General features: G+C 73.9%; 15 protein-coding genes and 2 pseudogenes. 9 read left to right on the forward strand and 8 right to left on the reverse strand.

Translation table 11 applies throughout. The features are described 5' to 3' along the window. The 3 genes and pseudogenes from ACFQ3T_RS23600 to ACFQ3T_RS23610 form a co-directional block, all read right to left on the reverse strand. Positions 1–757: pseudogene (locus ACFQ3T_RS23600) on the reverse strand (hypothetical protein); the annotation flags it as partial. A gap of 255 nt (positions 758–1,012) precedes the next feature. Continuing rightward, positions 1,013–1,807: a hypothetical protein gene (locus tag ACFQ3T_RS23605; protein WP_380725942.1), complete on the reverse strand. Its 795-nt coding sequence runs from the start codon at positions 1,805–1,807 to the stop codon at positions 1,013–1,015. A gap of 169 nt (positions 1,808–1,976) precedes the next feature. Next, a complete protein-coding gene (locus tag ACFQ3T_RS23610) occupies positions 1,977–4,178 on the reverse strand; it encodes a translocation/assembly module TamB domain-containing protein (RefSeq protein WP_380725944.1) in 2,202 nt (733 codons plus the stop codon). A 136-nt stretch (positions 4,179–4,314) separates the two neighbouring features. Here ACFQ3T_RS23610 and ACFQ3T_RS23615 point away from each other — a divergent pair, with 136 nt between their 5' ends. Further along, a complete protein-coding gene (locus ACFQ3T_RS23615; protein WP_380725967.1) occupies positions 4,315–5,499 on the forward strand; it encodes an AI-2E family transporter in 1,185 nt (394 codons plus the stop codon). Between the two features lie 10 nt (positions 5,500–5,509). On the opposite strand, the gene ACFQ3T_RS23620 is transcribed toward ACFQ3T_RS23615, so the two are convergent. Continuing rightward, positions 5,510–6,706: a GGDEF domain-containing protein gene (locus ACFQ3T_RS23620; RefSeq protein ID WP_380725946.1), complete on the reverse strand. Its 1,197-nt coding sequence runs from the start codon at positions 6,704–6,706 to the stop codon at positions 5,510–5,512. 221 nt (positions 6,707–6,927) lie between these two features. Between ACFQ3T_RS23620 and macS the strand changes: the two genes are divergently transcribed. The 6 genes from macS to ACFQ3T_RS23650 all read left to right on the forward strand — a co-directional run bounded on the left by macS (position 6,928) and on the right by ACFQ3T_RS23650 (position 13,139). Then, the gene (gene macS, locus ACFQ3T_RS23625) at positions 6,928–8,034 is read left to right on the forward strand and encodes a MacS family sensor histidine kinase (RefSeq protein ID WP_380725948.1); all 1,107 of its coding nucleotides are present in this window, start codon (positions 6,928–6,930) and stop codon (positions 8,032–8,034) included. Beyond that, the gene (locus tag ACFQ3T_RS23630; RefSeq protein ID WP_380725950.1) at positions 8,031–8,681 is read left to right on the forward strand and encodes a response regulator; all 651 of its coding nucleotides are present in this window, start codon (positions 8,031–8,033) and stop codon (positions 8,679–8,681) included. The genes macS and ACFQ3T_RS23630 overlap by 4 nt, the downstream gene beginning before the upstream one ends. 3 nt (positions 8,682–8,684) lie before the next feature. Then, positions 8,685–9,359 carry a DUF1707 SHOCT-like domain-containing protein gene (locus ACFQ3T_RS23635; protein ID WP_380725952.1) on the forward strand — a complete coding sequence of 225 codons (675 nt, stop codon included), beginning with the start codon at positions 8,685–8,687 and terminating at the stop codon, positions 9,357–9,359. A 67-nt stretch (positions 9,360–9,426) separates the two neighbouring features. After that, positions 9,427–10,890 (forward strand): SDR family oxidoreductase, encoded by a 1,464-nt coding sequence (locus tag ACFQ3T_RS23640; protein ID WP_380725954.1) that lies wholly within the window; start codon positions 9,427–9,429, stop codon positions 10,888–10,890. A 36-nt stretch (positions 10,891–10,926) separates the two neighbouring features. Then, on the forward strand, positions 10,927–11,961 hold the full coding sequence (gene tdh / locus ACFQ3T_RS23645) for an L-threonine 3-dehydrogenase (RefSeq protein ID WP_380725956.1): 1,035 nt from the start codon (positions 10,927–10,929) through the stop codon (positions 11,959–11,961). Beyond that, on the forward strand, positions 11,961–13,139 hold the full coding sequence (locus ACFQ3T_RS23650; protein ID WP_380725958.1) for a glycine C-acetyltransferase: 1,179 nt from the start codon (positions 11,961–11,963) through the stop codon (positions 13,137–13,139). The genes tdh and ACFQ3T_RS23650 overlap by 1 nt, the downstream gene beginning before the upstream one ends. Position 13,140: 1 nt before the next feature. Here the strand turns inward: ACFQ3T_RS23650 and ACFQ3T_RS23655 are convergent, their stop codons facing one another. Both ACFQ3T_RS23655 and ACFQ3T_RS23660 read right to left on the reverse strand, forming a co-directional pair. Then, complete coding sequence (locus ACFQ3T_RS23655) at positions 13,141–13,329, reverse strand: hypothetical protein (RefSeq protein ID WP_380725960.1); 189 nt, start codon at positions 13,327–13,329, stop codon at positions 13,141–13,143. A 45-nt stretch (positions 13,330–13,374) separates the two neighbouring features. After that, complete coding sequence (locus ACFQ3T_RS23660) at positions 13,375–13,812, reverse strand: hypothetical protein (protein WP_380725962.1); 438 nt, start codon at positions 13,810–13,812, stop codon at positions 13,375–13,377. A gap of 92 nt (positions 13,813–13,904) precedes the next feature. On the opposite strand from ACFQ3T_RS23660, the gene ACFQ3T_RS23665 reads away from it, so the two are divergent. After that, positions 13,905–14,774 carry a LysR family transcriptional regulator gene (locus tag ACFQ3T_RS23665; protein WP_380725964.1) on the forward strand — a complete coding sequence of 290 codons (870 nt, stop codon included), beginning with the start codon at positions 13,905–13,907 and terminating at the stop codon, positions 14,772–14,774. A gap of 182 nt (positions 14,775–14,956) precedes the next feature. Here the strand turns inward: ACFQ3T_RS23665 and ACFQ3T_RS23670 are convergent, their stop codons facing one another. Beyond that, complete coding sequence (locus tag ACFQ3T_RS23670; RefSeq protein WP_380725965.1) at positions 14,957–16,588, reverse strand: putative PEP-binding protein; 1,632 nt, start codon at positions 16,586–16,588, stop codon at positions 14,957–14,959. A 190-nt stretch (positions 16,589–16,778) separates the two neighbouring features. Then, positions 16,779–17,651 carry a ribokinase gene (locus tag ACFQ3T_RS23675; protein ID WP_380725966.1) on the reverse strand — a complete coding sequence of 291 codons (873 nt, stop codon included), beginning with the start codon at positions 17,649–17,651 and terminating at the stop codon, positions 16,779–16,781. 89 nt (positions 17,652–17,740) lie between these two features. On the opposite strand from ACFQ3T_RS23675, the pseudogene ACFQ3T_RS23680 reads away from it, so the two are divergent. Continuing rightward, positions 17,741–17,989, forward strand: a pseudogene (locus ACFQ3T_RS23680) (hypothetical protein); the annotation flags it as partial.

Raw genomic sequence — 17,989 nt, forward strand, 5'->3', positions numbered from 1 at the left:
CCAGGGGCGCGCCGAGGACGTTGCCGCCGCCGGCCGCGCGGTCGCCGCCGGGGAGCACCGTGCCGCCCGCGTCGGCGCGGTTCGAGGAGGTGGCGGAGGAGTGCGAGTTGCCGCCCGCCGCGAGCGCGTTGTTCGTCACCTGCGCCGGCACGGCGCCCTGCACGGCGGCGATGTTGCCGGACAGCGAGCCGTCCCGGCCCGAGGTCGTGACGTCGCCGGACGCGACGGCCCGCTGGTCGGCGTCGGTGCGGGTCTCGGAGTTCGCCAGGATCGCGACGGCGTTGCCGGTCACCTGGGGGGACGCCGCGGCGCCGGCACGGGCGACGTTGCCCGCCAGCGTGCCGTGCGAGCCGTCGGTCTTGACGTCGCCGGTGCTCTCCGCCGAGCCGGCGCAGTCGGCCTCGCTGTAGGCGTCGCCGCCGGCGGCGATCGCGTTGCCGCACACCTCGACGGGCGCGACCACGTCGGCGTCCGCCCTGTTGCCGCGGGTGACGCTGGAGGTGTCGACCCGGCCCAGCGCGTCACGACCGCTGCGGACCAGGGGGTTGGCCGGCGCCGCGACGCCCGCGGCGGTCAGCTCGGACACGCTCGGGGTCCGGATCTCGCGGTGGATCGTCGGCAGGTCGCCGTTGCCCGCGGGGGTGCCCAGGTTGTTGTGGTCGACGTCGACCGGGATGCGCGCCTGCGCGTCGAGCGCGTTCGGCGGGGCGTCGGGGTTGACGTTGTCCTGGGCTGAAGCGATGCCCGTACCGAGCATCAGCAAACCACCAGTGACAAGTGCGGTCTGGAGACCGCGCTTGGCCCAGGTTTGCATGAGTTCTCCTTCTTTCGGTGTCCCTTGCGGGAGGTGAAGGGTGGTCGGACGCGGCGAACCGCGTCGGGGGACGACGACCACCCGGATCAGAGGGGGTGGGAGGCGCGGCGTCACGACCGGAAGGGGAGCGCACGCGAACGGCGCAACGGTCGTTACCGGGTCAGCTCGTCAGCGAGCTGCGCGGACCGCGCGCTGTGGTCAGTCGGGCGTGATGCCGGGCTGCTTGCCCGGCATCACGACGTTCCGCTCAGTGGCGGGGGACAGAGCCCGGGCCACCGCGGCGTCGAAGCGGTCGGCGGAGACGGCCGAGAACGGGCCGCTGCCACCGCCGGCGTTGCCGGAGCCGTCGCCACCGCAGGAGCAGTGGACCGGCGCGCCGAGGGGCGCGAACGGCATCGACGGCAGTCCGGACGGGTCGCCCGGCAAGGACGGCCCGGTGTCACCCGGCAGCGCGGCGACCGGCTGCCGGGAGGTCTCCAGCCAGGTACGGCTGATCAGGTCGAACACCCCGTGCACCACCGGGGCGCCCGCGGACTGCGGCGCGGCGGTGGTGGCCGGGGTGGTCTCGGTGACGCCCCGCGCCACGACCGCGGCGACCACCGGCTCGGTGGCGACCTGGTCGGTCGGGCGCGCCGGCTTCAGCCAGCCGCCCACGTGCTCGACGGTGCCGCGGATCTCCTCCGCGACCCGGCCGAGGTCCGGCGGGCTCGGCTCCCGCACCGGCGGGGTGCCGAGCGCGACGTCCAGGTCCCGCACGGCCTCGCGGACCTCGGTCAACGCGACCGGGTCGAGCGCGGCCCGGACCGGGCTCACCTGGGTGATCCCGGTGACCGCGTCGGGGTCGACGGGGGCTTGCGCGGACGCCGGTGACGTGGCCAGCGCCCAAGCCGCCGCCGTGCCGGCCAGCGTGCCGCCCGCGACCAGCAGGGCGCGGGAGAGCAGCCGCCGAACGCGGCTCGCCCCCGTTCCCACTCGCTGGTCAACGGCCGACATCGCTGGTACCTCCACGGAAAGCGCTGGGATTCGCCGGCGACGTGATCGACGTGATCAAGCCCGACGACGTGAGAGTGCCAGGAGGGAACCGAGGAGCGCACGCCTTCGACACCGGGTTCGCCGGATCGTGTGATCGACACTCCGTGTTGTCGACTGTGACGGTACGTGATCAGACCCGCTTGAGCACCCGCGCCGCGCCGGCGGCGGCCGTGGACGCCAGGATCCAGCCCACGGCGATCAACCCGCTGGAAATCCACTGCGAGGCGCCGCTGAACTTCCACTTGCCGTCCTGGCCGAGGTCGACGATCGGGATCAGCAGGTCCATCGACAGCAGCCACGCGTTCCACGACGGCGACTCGTCGTCGTTGAGCTTCGGCATCTCGTGGCCCAGGAACCACGCCGAACCCGCCAGCCAGAACGCGGCCAGCCAGGCGATCGCGAGCCACGGCCGGTAGCCGTAGCCGACCGTCCAGCGCTGCAGGAAGCCCCACACCCGGCCCGCCACGCCCAGCTCGGAGTAGCGCCGGTGCTGCTTCTCCAGCTGCACGGCCTGCGCCAGCTCCTCCTCGCCGCCGTCCCGGTACACCGCCGCCAGCTGCTCGTACGGCCCCGGCGCGAAGTCCGGCTGCACCTCGCGCAGCCACCGCAGCCGGGTGCGCACGCCGACGTGCGGCGTGGACGAGATCGAGCGGAACGTGAAGTCCTCCACGTCCACGCCGCCGGTCGCCGCCCACAGCCCCGGCCCGTCCAGCACGGTCGCCGCCGTGACCCGGGTCAGCACGACCCGGCCGACCGGCACCTGGTCCTCCGACAGCCGCAGCACGAGCTGGCTCACCGTGAGCCCGTAGGCGTTCAGCGCGATGTCGCTGTCCGGGCCGCCGAGCCGCGCGCCCGCGAACGTCGCCATCTTCCCGACCTCGGCCAGCCGGATGCGCACGCCGCCGACGGCGGTGAAGCCGTGGCTGCACAGGAAGTCCTTGCCGACGGTGGCGACCCGCGCGTCGAGCGACGGCTTGACCGTGCCGTCCGGGCGGCGGCGCGGCGACAGCAGGGACGCGCCCGAGCAGTCGAGCGTGGAGCCGATCTCGGCGTTCTGGAGGCGCAGCGAGCCGTGGGCGCGCAGGTCGCGGAGGAACAGCGTGCCGCCGACGCGGAGCCGGTCGGCGAACAGGACGTCGATGCCGGGGCCGTGCAGCCGGACGCCGGAGAGGGACGCGCTGCCGCGCACGTGCGCGTCCACCAGGCGCACCTGCCCGTAGGCCTGCAGGGCCGAGTCGCGCGCGCCGTCGCCCGCGAAGCCGCCGTTCACCGCGCCGCGCGCTTCGAGGTCGCCGCGCACCCTGATGCCGTCCGCGTGCAGGGCCACCGGGATGCGGTGCACGACCTCGCCCGGGTGGTCGGCCAGCTCCTCCACGACGTCGCGGCGGCCGATCACCGCGCCGGACAGCCGCAGGTAGCCGCCGATGTCGGCGTTCGGCAGGCGGACCGTGCCGGAGGACGTGAACCCGTCGTCCAGCTCCACGTTGCCGTCCACCCTCATGCGGTCGGCGACGAGCGCGGCGGCCTCGTCGGCGGTGCCGCGCGGGATGACGAGCACCGGGCGGTCCACCACGCTGGCGCGCAGCCGGGCGCCGGAGAACACGACGCTGCCGCCGACCCGCGCGCCGTCCAGCAGGATGCGGCCCTCGGCGGTGAACCGGCCGCCCTCGGCGTCGCAGAACAGGTTGCCCGCGATGGTGACGCCGGTGGCGTCGAGCGCGTTCTGGCCCGCGTTGACCAGCCGCGCGCCGCCCAGGTGCACGCTGCCGCCGACGTCCGCGCCGCGCAGCCGGCCCTCGCCGCCCGCGCGCAGGGCGATGGCCTGGAGCGAGCCGGACAGCCGGATGCGCGCGGCCAGGAGGGCGTGGTCGCCCTTGCTGCGCAGCACCGCGCCCGCGAGCCGGAGCGTGCCGTCGACCGCGGCGTCGGTCAGGTCGACCACGCCGTCGCTGGTGAAGCCCGCCTCCAGCACCAGGTCGCTGCCGACGCGCACGTTGCGGCCCCACAGGCCGGGGACCTTGCAGCCGCGCAGGCGGAGGCCGACCAGGCGTGCCATGCGCAGGTCCGGCGGCTGCTCGAAGGTGCAGTCGAGGAAGTCGACGACGTGGTCGACGCGGGCGCCTTCGAGGGCGAAGGGGCCGACGACGTGCGCGCCGACCAGGCGGAGGGCGGCGGTGCGGTAGCCGGCCGTGAGGAGGAACGACAGGAGCTCGCCGCGGACCGCGCGCTCCTGCTTCGGCGCCCTGGGGTCGAACCGCAGCGGGCGGCCGGCGGCGAACGCGGCGCGCACGTCGTGGTCGACGGTGTCGGCGGCGCGTTCCTCGGCGGTCACGCACCGATCCGACCACCCGCGGCGCGGGTTCCGCCAGGTTTTGGCGGAACCAAACGTGTGGTTCGGCGCGTCACCGCGATGCCCGACCGCCCCACCGGGAGCGCCCGTGCGGACTACCGTGATCCGCGTGACGAGGATGGAGACGGAGATCAGCAACAGGGTGCCGCGGATGCTGCGCGTGTCCGCGGCGTTGAGCTGGCGGTTCGTGGCGGTGGTCGCCGCCCTCTACGTGGTGTTCCAGGTGGTCGGGTTCCTGGCCACGATCGTCATCCCGGCCGGTGTCGCGCTGCTCCTCGCGGCGCTGCTGTCGCCGGCCGTGTCGCAGCTCACCCGGGCCGGCGTGCCGCGCGGGCTGTCCACCGGCATGGTGCTGGTCGGCGGCATCGCCGTGGTCGGCGGCGTGCTCACGTTCGTGATCACCGAGTTCTCCAAGGGCCTGCCGCAGCTGCAGGAGCAGGTCAGCGCGAGCCTCGACACGATCCGCGGCTGGCTCAAGGACGGGCCGCTGCACCTGAGCGACGTGCAGCTCCAGCAGTACCTCGACCGGGTGGTGGAGACGGTCAAGGAGAACCAGACCGAGATCACCTCGGGCGCGCTCACCACGGCGGCCACCGTCGGCGAGCTGCTGACCGGGTTCATCCTCGCGCTGTTCACGCTCATCTTCTTCCTGCACGACGGCGACGGGATCTGGCGGTTCCTGGTCCGGATCGTGCCGCGGGACGTGCGCGAGCGGGCCGACGTGGCGGGGCGGCGCGGGTTCGCCTCGCTCGTGTCGTACGTGCGGGCGACCGCGCTGGTGGCCGTCGTGGACGCGGTCGGCGTCGGCATCGGCCTGTGGATCGTGGACGTGCCGCTGGTCGTGCCGCTGTCGGCGCTGGTGTTCCTCGGCGCGTTCATCCCGATCGTCGGCGCGGTGATCACCGGCGCGGTGGCGGTGCTGGTGGCGCTGGTGGCCAACGGGCCGCTGGAGGCGTTGATCATCCTGGCCGTGCTGATCGGCGTGATGCAGCTGGAGAGCCACGTGCTCCAGCCGCTGCTGCTGGGTCGCGCGGTGAAGCTGCACCCGCTGGCCGTGGTGCTGGCGATCACCGCCGGGTTGGTCGTCGGCGGCATCGCGGGCGCGCTGCTGTCCGTGCCGCTGCTGGCGGTGCTGAACTCGGGGATCAGGTCGCTGCTGTCGGAGTCGGACAAGGACGTCGAGCCGCGCGAGGTGGACGTGCTGGAGCCGCAGGAGAGCGGACCGGTGGACACGGGCGGCGAGCGGGTCGAGGACATCGACAACCGCGACGACCCGAACGCGGAGCACAGCGGGCAGAGGTAGGGACGCCGGGTCAGGCCATCTCGACCAGGTTGCGGCCGTAGCCCTTGGCCGCGAGGAGCGCGGCGTCCGCGGCCACCAGCAGGTCCGGCAGCTCGTAGCCGAACCGCTGGGTGGTCGCCACGCCGATGCTCACGGTCAGGCCGGTGAGCAGGTGCTCCCGGCCGTCCGCGCCGACCGCGGGCACGGCCAGGTCGGCGACGGCGTGCCGGACGCGCTGGGCGACGGCGCGGGCGACGGCGGGCCCGCCGTCGGGCAGCAGCACCACGAACTCCTCGCCGCCGAACCGGCCGACCAGGTCGCCGCGCCGGACGGTGCCGGTGAGCAGCAGGGCGACCGCGCTCAGCGCCGAGTCGCCCGCCAGGTGGCCCACCTCGTCGTTCACCCGCTTGAAGTGGTCGAGGTCGAGCAGCATCACGGCCATCGGCCGGTCCCGCGCCCTGGCCTTCGACAGCTCGTAGCGCGCCCGCCCGTCCCAGTGCACGGCGTTGGCCAGGCCGGTCTTCGCGTCGCGCTGGGCGGACCGGCGCCACTGGGGCAGCTGGGCGGCGCGTTCCAGCAGCGCCAGGGGCGGGCCGGCCATGAGCGCGTGGACGGCGGTCGCGGCGGCGGCGAAGCCCATCAGGCCGCCGATGCTCACCGCGACGACGCCCAGCACGACGTCGATCGGCTCGCCGACGACCTCCTCGGCGGGCGCGCCGGGGCTGCGCAGCTTGAGGCCGAGCGCGATCAGGCCGGCGCGGAGGACCAGCAGCACCGTCGCGCCGAGCACCATGACGGCGAGGTCGGCGGTGGGGTCGTCCCAGCCGATGACGTACCGGGTGCCGAACACGGCCAGCGCCGTCGCGGAGAGGGTGAACACCCAGCGGTGCGACTCGGGGCGCTGCGTCAGCACGCCGTGCAGCGCGGGGCCGAAGAGCAGCAGGACGAGCAGGTTGCACGGCAGCGAGACCAGGCCCGCGGTGAGGTAGCAGAGGTGCGCGGCCCACGGGTTGCGCTCGGACTCGCCCATGCGGTGGCTGTAGATCGAGCTGCCGATGACGACCGCGCCCGCGGTGCCCGCGATGGCCGCGAACCGGCCGACCTCGCCGGGGGTCGGCTGCGGCGACGACACGATGACGTAGACGACGACGGCCAGCGCACAGGCGTCCACGAGCAGCCAGTAGGCCAGCGCGGAGCGCTTCAGCGTCCACAGTGGCCAGTGGCGCACGTTCAGCCCTCCCTCGCCACAGCAGCCCGCGGGCGCGTCCTCGGCCGGAGAGAACCAGAACCGGAGAGATCACGCTCGGTGACTCCGGCCAGCCTCGCACACATGTCCGTGTCGGAACAGACGGCCACCTGGGGGTTAGCTGCGCCACTCCGACACGGCAAGATTGGCCGCGAAGGGAGCACGCCGTGCACACAAAGCCAACCGATCAGGGGCCATCGGTGATGGAAGACCCGGTCGCCCACCTCTGGCGGGGAACGGTAGCGCTACGCATCGTGACGTTCCTGTTCGCGTTGGGCAACGCCGTGGTCCACCACGACGGCTACGAGCGCCCGTGGCTCGCGTGGGCCGCGATCGCCGTGATGGCCCTGTGGTCGGCGTTCACGATCCACGCCTACAGCCGGGAGAGCGGCCGGCGGCCGTGGATCGTCGTCGCCGACCTGGTGATCGCGTGCGGGCTGATGTCCTTGTCGCCGCTGATCATGACGGACGCCCAGTTCCTCTACAACGTCCCGCTGATCACGACGATCTGGGCGTGCGGGCCGGCGGTGGCGGCGGGCGCGCTGGGCGGCCAGGTCGCGGGCGCGCTGGCCGGTTTCGCGGTCGGCCTGAGCACGTACCTCAACCGCCGGGAGCTGAGCGTCGACCTGGTGCGGGACGTGGTGCTGCTGGCCGGCGCCGGTTTCGTGGTCGGCATGGCGTCGTCCACGGCGCGCCGGTCGGCGGTGCGGCTCGCGCAGGCGTTGCGCACCGAGGCGGCGACGGCCGAGCGCGAGCGGCTGGCCCGGTCCATCCACGACGGTGTGCTGCAGGTGCTGGCGCGCGTGCGCAAGCGCGGCACGGAACTCGGCGGCGAGGCGGCGGAGCTCGCCGAGCTCGCCGGCGAGCAGGAGGTCGCGCTGCGGTCGCTCGTGGCCGCCGCCCCCACCGAGTCCACCGTGGACGGTGACGCCGACCTGCGGCCGGCGCTGCAGCTGCTCGCCACGTCGAAGGTCCAGGTGTCCACGCCCGCCACGCAGGTGATGCTGCCCGCCGCGTCCGTGGTCGAGCTGACCGCCGTGGTCCGCGAGGCGCTGTCCAACGTGGACAAGCACGCCGGGCCGGACGCGCGGGCGTGGGTGCTGCTCGAAGACCTCGGCGACGAGGTCGTGCTGAGCGTGCGCGACGACGGCCCCGGCATCCCGGAGGGTCGGCTCGCCTCGGCCGAGGCGGAGGGCCGGATGGGCGTCGCCCAGTCGATCCGGGGCCGCGTGGAGGACCTGCGTGGGACGCTGGAGCTGCAAACGGGCCCGGGGGAGGGCACCGAGTGGGAGGTGCGGGTATTCCGATGAGCGTGTCCGTGATGGTCGTGGACGACCACCCGCTGTGGCGCGACGGTGTCGCGCGTGACCTGGCCGAACGCGGTTTCGAGGTGGTGGCCACCGCGGGTGACGCCGCGTCGGCGGTGCGGATCGCGCGCGCCGTCCGGCCCGACGTGGTGCTGATGGACCTGAACCTGGGCGAGACGACGGGGGTCGAGGCGACGACGGTGATCACCGGGTCGCTGCCCGGCACGCGGGTGCTGGTGCTCTCCGCGAGCGGCGAGCACAGCGACGTGCTGGAGGCGGTGAAGGCGGGCGCGTCCGGCTACCTGGTGAAGTCGGCGTCGGCCGAGGAGCTGGTCGAGGCGGTGAACCGGACGGCCGCCGGCGACGCGGTGTTCACGGCGGGCCTGGCCGGGCTGGTGCTCGGGGAGTACCGGCGGATGGCCGCCACGCCGGACGAGGACAAGCCGCAGCTCACCGAGCGGGAGACCGAGGTGCTGCGGCTGGTCGCCAAGGGGCTGACGGCGCGGCAGATCGCGAACCGGCTGGTCATCTCGCACCGCACGGTGGAGAACCACGTGCAGTCCACCCTGCGCAAGCTGCAACTGCACAACCGCGTCGAGCTGGCGCGGTACGCGATCGAGCACGGGCTCGACGTCGAGCCGGAGGACTGAGCGATGACCGAACCAGGCAGCACCGACCCGGCAATGGCCGACCCGGCAGTGGCCGACCCGGCAGTGGCCGACGCGGCCGTGACCGAGCCGGCCAGGACCGACCCGGCCGCGTTGGACCCCAAGGACCTCCGCGTGTCCGACGCCGAGCGGGAGCACGTCGTCGGCCTGCTCCAGAAGGCGATCGGGCGCGGCCTGATCACCTTGGACGAGTTCACCGAGCGCACCGACACGGCGCTGGCCGCGCGCACCCGCGGTCAGCTCAACGCGGTGCTGCTGGACCTGCCGGGGATGGTGCACCACGAGCGGGCCGTCGTCGCGCCGGCCGAGCGGCAGGAGCTGAAGGCGACCATGTCCACGGTGGCCCGGAAGGGCCGCTGGGCGGTGCCGCGGCAGCTCCTCGTGCGCAACCGGATGGGGTCGACGGACCTCGACTTCCGCGAGGCGTCCATCCCGCACGCGGTGGTGGACATCGAGCTGGACGTGACCGCCGGTTCGGTGAAGCTGGTGCTGCCGGAGGGCGCCACGGTCGACGCCGACGGCGTGGAGCTGGCCGCGAGCAACCTGAAGGACAAGGTCGGCACGGGCGCGAACGGGCGGCCGCACTTCGTCGTGCACGGCCACGTGCGCGCGGGCAACGTGGAGATCAAGAAGAAGACCCGCTGGTTCCGGCACGCCTGAGCGCCGGAGAGGACCGCCGGACGGGCTCCGCCGTGCGGGACGTCGCCCGGACGGCGAGGATCGGGGCGTGCACTGCCTCGTCACCGGCGCGACCGGCTACCTGGGTGGACGGCTCGTGCCCCGGTTGCTGGCGGACGGCCACCGGGTCAGGTGCCTGGTCCGCGACCCCGGCAAGCTGCGGGACGTGCCGTGGGCCGACCGGGTCGAGGTGGTCCGCGGCGACGTGCTCGACCCGGCCTCACTGGCCGCGGCGATGCGGGACGTCGACGTCGTGCACTACCTGGTGCACTCGCTGAACGACCCCGACTTCGCCGACGCCGACCGGCGGGCCGCGGTGAACACGGCGCGCGCGGCCGAGGACGCGGGGGTGCGGCGGATCGTCTACCTGGGCGGGCTGCACCCGCCGGGGGTCGCGCTGTCGCCCCACCTCGCGTCGCGCCAGGAGGTGGGGGAGGTGTTCCTGCGCGGCGCGGTGCCCGCGGTGGTGCTGCAGGCGGCGGTGATCATCGGGTCCGGGTCGGCGAGCTTCGAGATGCTGCGCTACCTCACCGAGCGGCTGCCGGTGATGATCACCCCGCGGTGGGTGCGCAACCGGGTCCAGCCGATCGCCGTGCGGGACGTGCTCCGGTACCTGGTGGACGCGGTGCGGCTCCCGGCCGACGTGAACCGGGCGTTCGACATCGGCGGCCCCGACGTGCTGACGTACCTGGAGATGATGCTGCGGTACGCGGCGGTGGCCGGGCTGCGGCCGCGGCGGGTGCTGCCGGTGCCGCTGCTCACGCCGAGGCTGTCCGCGCACTGGGTGAACCTGGTGACGCCGGTGCCGCGGTCGATCGCCGCGCCGCTGATCGAGTCGCTGGTGCACGAGGTGGTGTGCCGCGAGCACGACGTCGAGTCGCTGATGCCCGGCCGGAACACCGGTTACGACGAGGCGGTCGCGGCGGCGCTGGCCAAGGTCCGCGACGCGGACGTGGAGACCCGGTGGTCCGGGGCGTCGGTGCCGGGCGCGCCCGCCGACCCGTTGCCGACCGACCCCGACTGGTCGGGCGGCTCGTCGTACGTGGACGTGCGGGAACGGCGCACGGAGGCGTCCCCGGACCGGCTGTGGCGGGTCGTGGAGGGCATCGGCGGCGAGCACGGCTGGTACTCGTTCCCGCTCGCCTGGGCGGTGCGCGGCTGGCTGGACCGGCTGGTCGGCGGGGTCGGGCTGCGGCGCGGGCGGCGCGACCCGAGGCGGCTGCACGTCGGCGAGGCGCTGGACTTCTGGCGGGTGGAGGAGATCGACCGGGGCCGCCTGCTGCGGTTGCGCGCGGAGATGCGGGTGCCGGGTCTTGCGTGGCTGGAGCTGCGCGTCGCGCCGGCGCCGGGCGGCGGGTCGACGTACCGGCAGCGGGCGGTGTTCGTGCCGCGCGGGTTGGCCGGGCACGTGTACTGGTGGCTGGTGTGGCCGTTCCACGGGCTGGTGTTCGGGGGCATGGCGCGCAACATCGCCTGTGAAGCGGAACTTACGAGTGAATTCAGAAAGTCCTGATGGACTGCACAACCGCGCGGGGGCACACTCGCCGGCATGAAGGCACTGGTCAAGGCGACCGCCGGACCCGGACTGTCGCTGACCGACGTACCGGACCCCATCCCCGGCCCCGGTGACGTGGTGGTCCGGGTGCTGCGCACCGGCATCTGCGGCACGGACCTGCACATCGACTCGTGGGACGAGTGGGCCGCGCACAACATCCACGCGCCGCTCGTGCTCGGCCACGAGTTCGTCGGTGAGGTCGTGGAGACCGGCGCCGCCGTGACCGGGGTGAACGTGGGCGACCTCGTCAGCGGCGAGGGCCACCTGGTCTGCGGGACGTGCCGGAACTGCAAGGCGGGCCGCCGCCACCTGTGCGCCAACACGCGCGGCCTCGGCGTGCACAGCGACGGGGCGTTCGCGCAGTACGTCGTGCTGCCCGAGGAGAACGCGTGGGTGCACCGGGCGTCCGTGGACCTCGACGTCGCCGCGATCTTCGACCCGTTCGGCAACGCCGTGCACACCGCGCTGTCGTTCCCGGTCCTGGGCGAGGACGTGCTGATCACCGGCGCGGGCCCGATCGGGATCATGGCCGCCGCCGTGGCCAAGCACGCGGGCGCGCGCAACGTCGTCATCACCGACGTGAGCGAGCACCGGCTGGAGCTGGCCCGCAAGGTCGGCGTCGACCTCGCCCTGAACGTCGCCGAGCGGACGATCTCCGAGGCGCAGTCCGAGCTGGGCATGTCCGAGGGCTTCGACGTGGGCATGGAGATGTCCGGCAAGCCGATCGCGCTGCAGGAGATGATCGGCAACATGGCCCACGGCGGCCGGATCGCGATGCTGGGCCTGCCCGCCGAGGAGTTCCCGGTGGACTGGAGCAGCGTGGTGCTGAAGATGCTGCAGGTCAAGGGCATCTACGGCCGCGAGATGTTCGAGACCTGGTACTCGATGTCGGTGCTGCTGCAACGCGGCCTCGACCTGACGCCGGTGATCACGCACCGGTTCGACTACACGGCGTTCGACGAGGCGTTCACGACGGCTCGCGAGGGCAAGTGCGGCAAGGTCATCCTCGACTGGACGGGAGCTCCCTGATGTACGGCGCGATGCGCGAGGACCTGCGGACCGGGCTGGACGAGATCCGCGCGGCCGGGCTTTACAAGGCCGAACGGGTGATCGGCACGCCGCAGAACGCGGCCGTCCGCGTCGGCTCCGGCGACGAGGTGCTGAACTTCTGCGCCAACAACTACCTGGGCCTGGCCGACCACCCGAGGCTGGTGGCGGCCGCGCACGAGGCGCTGGACCGGTGGGGCTTCGGCATGGCGTCGGTGCGGTTCATCTGCGGCACGCAGGAGCCGCACAAGGAGCTGGAACGGCGGCTGTCGGAGTTCCTGGGCACCGAGGACACGATCCTCTACAGCTCGTGCTTCGACGCCAACGGCGGGCTGTTCGAGACGCTGCTCGGCGCGGACGACGCGATCATCTCCGACGAGCTGAACCACGCGTCCATCATCGACGGCGTGCGGCTGTCGAAGGCCCGCCGGTACCGGTACAAGAACCGCGACATGGACGACCTGGAGCGGCAGCTGAAGGACGCCGCCGACGCCCGGTACCGGCTGGTCGCCACCGACGGCGTGTTCTCCATGGACGGCTACCTGGCGCCGTTGGACGAGATCTGCGACCTGGCAGACCGGTACGACGCGCTGGTCATGGTGGACGACTCGCACGCGGTCGGCTTCACCGGCCCGAACGGGCGCGGCACGCCGGAGCTGTACGGCGTGCAGGACCGGGTGGACATCGTCACCGGCACGCTCGGCAAGGCGCTGGGCGGCGCGTCCGGCGGCTACACGTCCGGGCGGGCGGAGATCGTGGAGATGCTGCGGCAGCGGTCGCGGCCGTACCTGTTCTCGAACTCGCTGGCCCCGTCGATCACGGCCGCCGCGATCGCCGCGCTGGACCTGCTCAGCTCGTCCGGCGAGCTGCTGACCAGGCTGCGGGAGAACACCGCCCTGTTCCGGTCGCGGATGACGGCGGAGGGCTTCGACCTGCTGCCCGGCGAGCACCCGATCATCCCGGTGATGATCGGCGACGCGGCGGAGGCGTCGCGGATGGCGGACCTGCTGCTGGAGCAGGGCATCTACGTGATCGGCTTCTCGTACCCCGTCGTGCCGCACGGCAAGGCGCGGATCCGGACGCAGATGTCGGCGGCGCACTCGACGGACGACGTGAACCGCGCCGTGGACGCCTTCGTGGCCGCCCGCGCCCGGATGTGACCTAGCCGCGGTTGTTCCGGCTGCCGATCAGCGCGAGGAGGAGCGCGGGGACGACGACCGAGCCGATCGCGATCGGGACGTTCACCTCGAACCCGCCCGCGCGGACGCTGGGCACGACGATCCCGAGCACGATCAGGACGAGGAGGCCGGCGGACGCGATGAGCAGTTCCAGGCGGCGGTTCGAACGCATGGTCCTTGGTACCGCACGGGGACCGCGAACGCACACCGCCGGGCCTCAGCGCGGTCGCACGGCCTCGACCAGGAACCGCTGCGAGTGCGCCACGAACGGGCCGTGACGCTCGATGAAGTCGTGGAGCCGGGCGAGCCGGGCGCGGTACCCGTCGACGGTGAAGCCGGGGACGGTCCAGACGACCTCGCGCAGGAAGACGACGACCGACGCGATGTCGTGGAACTCCATCCGGAGGGCTTCCCGGCGCAGGTCGACGACCTCCAGCCCGGCCGCTTCCGCCGCGGCCACGACCACCAGCGGGTCGCGGTCCGGGCTCACCACCTGCGGCCCCATCATCGCGTCGGTCAGCTCGCGCTCGGCGAGCAGCGTCGCGAACTTCCACGACGGTCGCTCCTCGGTGGCGCGACCCGTGAACCAGGAGAAGTCCCCGCCCTCCGTCGGGACCGCTTCGCCTTCCGCCACGAGCTGGTCGAAGGTCGACATGAGGTGAGGATGGCAGCGGCGGCCGGCGCCCGCGCCGGATCAACCGCCGGTGCGCCGCGCGCCCCGGACGGGCGCTGGATGAGGATGGACCGGTGATCGACCCACGGCGACTCCGAGTGCTGCGCGCGCTCGCCGACCACGGCACCGTGACGGCGGCGGCGCAGGCGCTGCACCTCACGCCGTCCGCCGTGTCGCAGCAGCTGGCCGCCCTCGAGTCGGAGGTCGGGCACCCGCTGTTGCGGCGGCGCGGGCGGCGGGTGTCGCTGACGGCCGCCGGTGAGCTGCTGGTCGGGCACGCGAGCGTCGTGGCGGCGGAGCTGGAGCGGGCGCAGGCGACCCTGGCCGCGTTCACGTCCGGCACGACCGGTCCGGTGCACGTGGGCAGCTTCGCGTCGGCGATCACGCAGGTCGTCGCCCCCGCGTTGGCCGCGCTGCGGGTGTCCGCGCCGGGCGTGACGCTGCGGGTGCGCGACGTGGAGGGGCACGCCAGCGTGCCGCTGCTGCTGGACGGCGAGATCGACCTGGCGATCACCGAGGAGTACAGGCCGCGGACCGACGACCGGCGGCTGACCAGGTTCCCGCTGTACACCGAGCCGTTCGACGTGGTGCTGCCCGGCGGTCACCGGCTGGCGGGGCGGGGTGACGTCGACCTGGCGGACCTCGCGGACGACGACTGGGTCGTGCCGCTGCCCGGCAACCCGGTGCGGGACGTCGTGGAGCTGGCCTGCGAGCACGCCGGCTTCGCGCCGCGCATCAGGCACACGTCCGACGACTTCCGGGCCATCGACGCCTTGGTGCGGGCCGGCGCCGGCGTGGCGCTGGTGCCGCGCAACGCGGTGCGGGGCGTCCCGGTGTGCGGCACCGCCCCGCTGCGCCGGGTGGTCGCGGCAGTGCGCCGGGGCAGCGAGGACCACCCGCTGATCAAACTGGTCCGCGACGCCCTACAAGCCGCAGCGCCCTAGACCACGTTCACGCGAGGTCGCAGCGACCGTGCCGCCGCCTGCGAAGCAGCAGCCATGTGCACGGTCGCGTCGGTCGTTCGCGACTCATTTCGTGGCGATCACGCTTTTCGATCGTCACGAAATCAGGCGGGAACGACCGACTTCCAGGCGACCGTGCCGCCGCCTGCGGAGCAGCGGCCATGTCAATGCGGCGCGCGGGCCGCCAGCTTGGCGGCGGCCGGGTCGGCGGCGGCGAGTGCCGCGGCGGCGGCCAGTTGGCACAGGTCGAAGCTGGTCGACGCGAGTTTCGCGCCCACGCCCGACAGCGCGGTGTGGTTCATCGACAGGCTGGTCACGCCCAACCCGGTCAGCACGCACGCCAGCAACGGGTCGGCGGCGGCCTCGCCGCAGACGCCCACCGGCTTGCCGAGCGCCGTGCCCGCGTCCCCGACGAGCTTGATCATCCGGAGCAGGGCGGGCTGCCACGGGTCGTTGAGGGCGGCCACCGCGCCGACCTGGCGGTCCGCCGCGAACACGTACTGCGCGAGGTCGTTCGTGCCGATCGAGACGAAGTCGACCACGGCCAGGACCTCGCGGGCCACCAGGGCCGCCGCCGGGATCTCGATCATCACGCCGGCACGCCGGAGGCCGGCCGCACGCGCGCGTTCCACGAACCACCCGGCTTCGGCGGCGGTCGCGACCATGGGCGCCATCACGGACACCTCGGCGTCGGTGTCGGCGGCGGCCAGGGCGATCGCTTCGAGCTGGCGTTCGAGCACGTCCGGCCGGTCGAACGCGACGCGCAGGCCGCGCACGCCCAGCGCCGGGTTCGGCTCCGGCTCGGGCGACAGGAACGCCAGGGGCTTGTCCGCGCCGGCGTCGAGGGTCCGCACGACCACCGGCTTGCCCGCGAACGGCGCGAGCACCGCCGCGTACGCCTCGCGCTGGTCGGCGACGGACGGCTCGGTCGACGCCGACAGGAAGCAGAACTCGGTCCGGAACAGGCCGACGCCCTCGGCGCCACCGGCGGCGGCCGCGACGGCGTCCGCGGGCGAGCCGACGTTGCCGAGCACCTTCACCCGGTACCCGTCGCGCAGCACGCCGACGCCGTTCCACTCGGCGCGCCCGGCGACGTGCGCCGCGCGGACCGTGCCGTCGGACGCCTGCACCACGCCGGTGTCGCCGTCCACGAGGAGGGCGGGCACGTCGAGGTCGAGGATGCCGCGGCACGCGACGACGGCCGGGATGCCCAGCGAACGAGCCAGGATCGCGGTGTGCGAGGTCGGCCCGCCTTCCTCGGTGACCAGCGCCAACACCTTGGACGGGTCGAGCCCGGCGGTGTCGGCGGGGGCGAGGTCGCGCGCCACCAGCACGGACGGCGACGTCAGGTCGGGCACGCCGGGCGCGGCGAGGCCGAGCAGCTCGGCGACGAGCCGGTCGCGCACGTCCCGCACGTCGCGGGCCCGTTCGGCCATGTACCCGCCGGCGGCTTCGAGGGCGGAGATGAACCCGGCCGCGGCCTGGTGCACGGCCCGTGCGGCGGGCAGCGAGTCGGACGCCACGAGCTTCTCGGCCTGGGACAGCAACGCCGGGTCGGCCGCCATCGCGGCGGTCGTCTCCAGCACGTCCTTGGCGTCCCCGGTGACGGTGGCGGCCCGCGCCTGCAGCCTGGCCACGACGACGTCGGCGGCGGGCCTGATCCGCGCCGCCTCGGCCGCCGGGTCCGCGGGCGGGGGCGACGCGGGCGGCTCACCCAGCGGTTCGGCCACCCGGACCACCGGCCCGGAAGCCCGACCGGAACTGACCCCGACACCGCTCAGCCGCGCGCTCGACATGGTCTAGACCATACCCTTCGGGTCCACGGGACGTGAAGGACCAGCCAACGCCACTCGCGCCGAACCCGCTACCCCAGAAAGCCGCACCGCCCCCGACGGCAGCACCCACCGCCTCGGGCGGCAGCGCCCAGGTCACCCGGTTACCGCCGACGCCCTCCACGCCGGGGCCACGCCGGGGTCGCACCGGGCCTCACCCGGTTCTCCGGACGTCCTCCGACGTCGGGTACGACGGCTGCGCGCCCGCCGCCGTCACCGACAGCGCGGCCACCCGTGCCGCGAACCGGGCCGCCTCCACCAGCGACGAGCCCGACGACAGCCCGAACGCCAACGCGCCCGCGAACGCGTCACCGGCGCCCGTGGTGTCCACAGCGGACACCTCCGGCGCGTCCACTTCGACCACACCGGACGGCGTGACGACGGCCGCGCCGCGCGCGCCCAACGTGACCACGGCGGACCGCGGACCCAGGTCCAGCAGTCCGGCGAACGACGACGCCAGCGACGCGGCCTCGTGCTCGTTCACGATCAGCGGGTCGAGCAGGGCGAGCGTGTCGGCCGGCACGTCCACCACGGGCGACAGGTTCAGCACCGGCCGCACCCCGCGGGCCGCGGCGGCACGGACGGCGTGCCGCACCGTCGGCACCGGCACTTCGAGCGAGCACACCAGCACCGACACGTCGTCCCAGGTCAGGGCGTCCACATCGGACACACCGAGGTCCGAGTTCGCGCCGGGCGCGACGACGATCGAGTTCTCGCCGTCCGGGGTGACGGTGATGTAGGCCAGGCCGGTGGGGCGGTCCGACGTGCGCACGAAGTCCGTCCGCACACCCGACTCCGACAACGACCGCCGCAGCAGCTCCCCGTACTGGTCCGCGCCCACCGCGCCGACGAAGGCGACCGAGGCTCCCAGGCGCGCGGCGGCCACGGCGGTGTTGGCGCCCTTCCCACCGGGCAGGACGACGGTGTCGCCACCGAGCACCGTCTCACCGCCGGCGGGACGACGCGGCACGGACACGACGAGGTCGGCGTTGGCCGAACCGAGCACGAGAACCGTCACGGTGGGCACTGTGCCAGGTGCCGGCGTGACCTGTTCGGTACCGGGACTGAGTAGAGGTACGGATTCCGGATACACCGGGAAGGGGCGACCCTGGTCACATGACCGGGACTGGGCAGGAACCCCTGATAAGGCTGGCAGACGAACTCGGCCACCTGGGCCGCCGCCTGGAGGCGGTGGGACTGGAGCTGCACCGGGTGGGCAGCGCGCAGGCACTCGCCACCGTGCCACCGCCCCAAGCCGCCCCGACCCAGCCCGCCGCGCCCTCAACCGGCCACACCCAGCCCGCCCCGACCCGGCCAGCCCCGAGCCAGCCCGCCCCGACCGCCGAGGGCGAACCGGCCACGGCG

Origin of the sequence: Saccharothrix hoggarensis, assembly GCF_042678885.1 — a bacterium.
GTDB lineage: Bacteria > Actinomycetota > Actinomycetes > Mycobacteriales > Pseudonocardiaceae > Actinosynnema > Actinosynnema hoggarensis.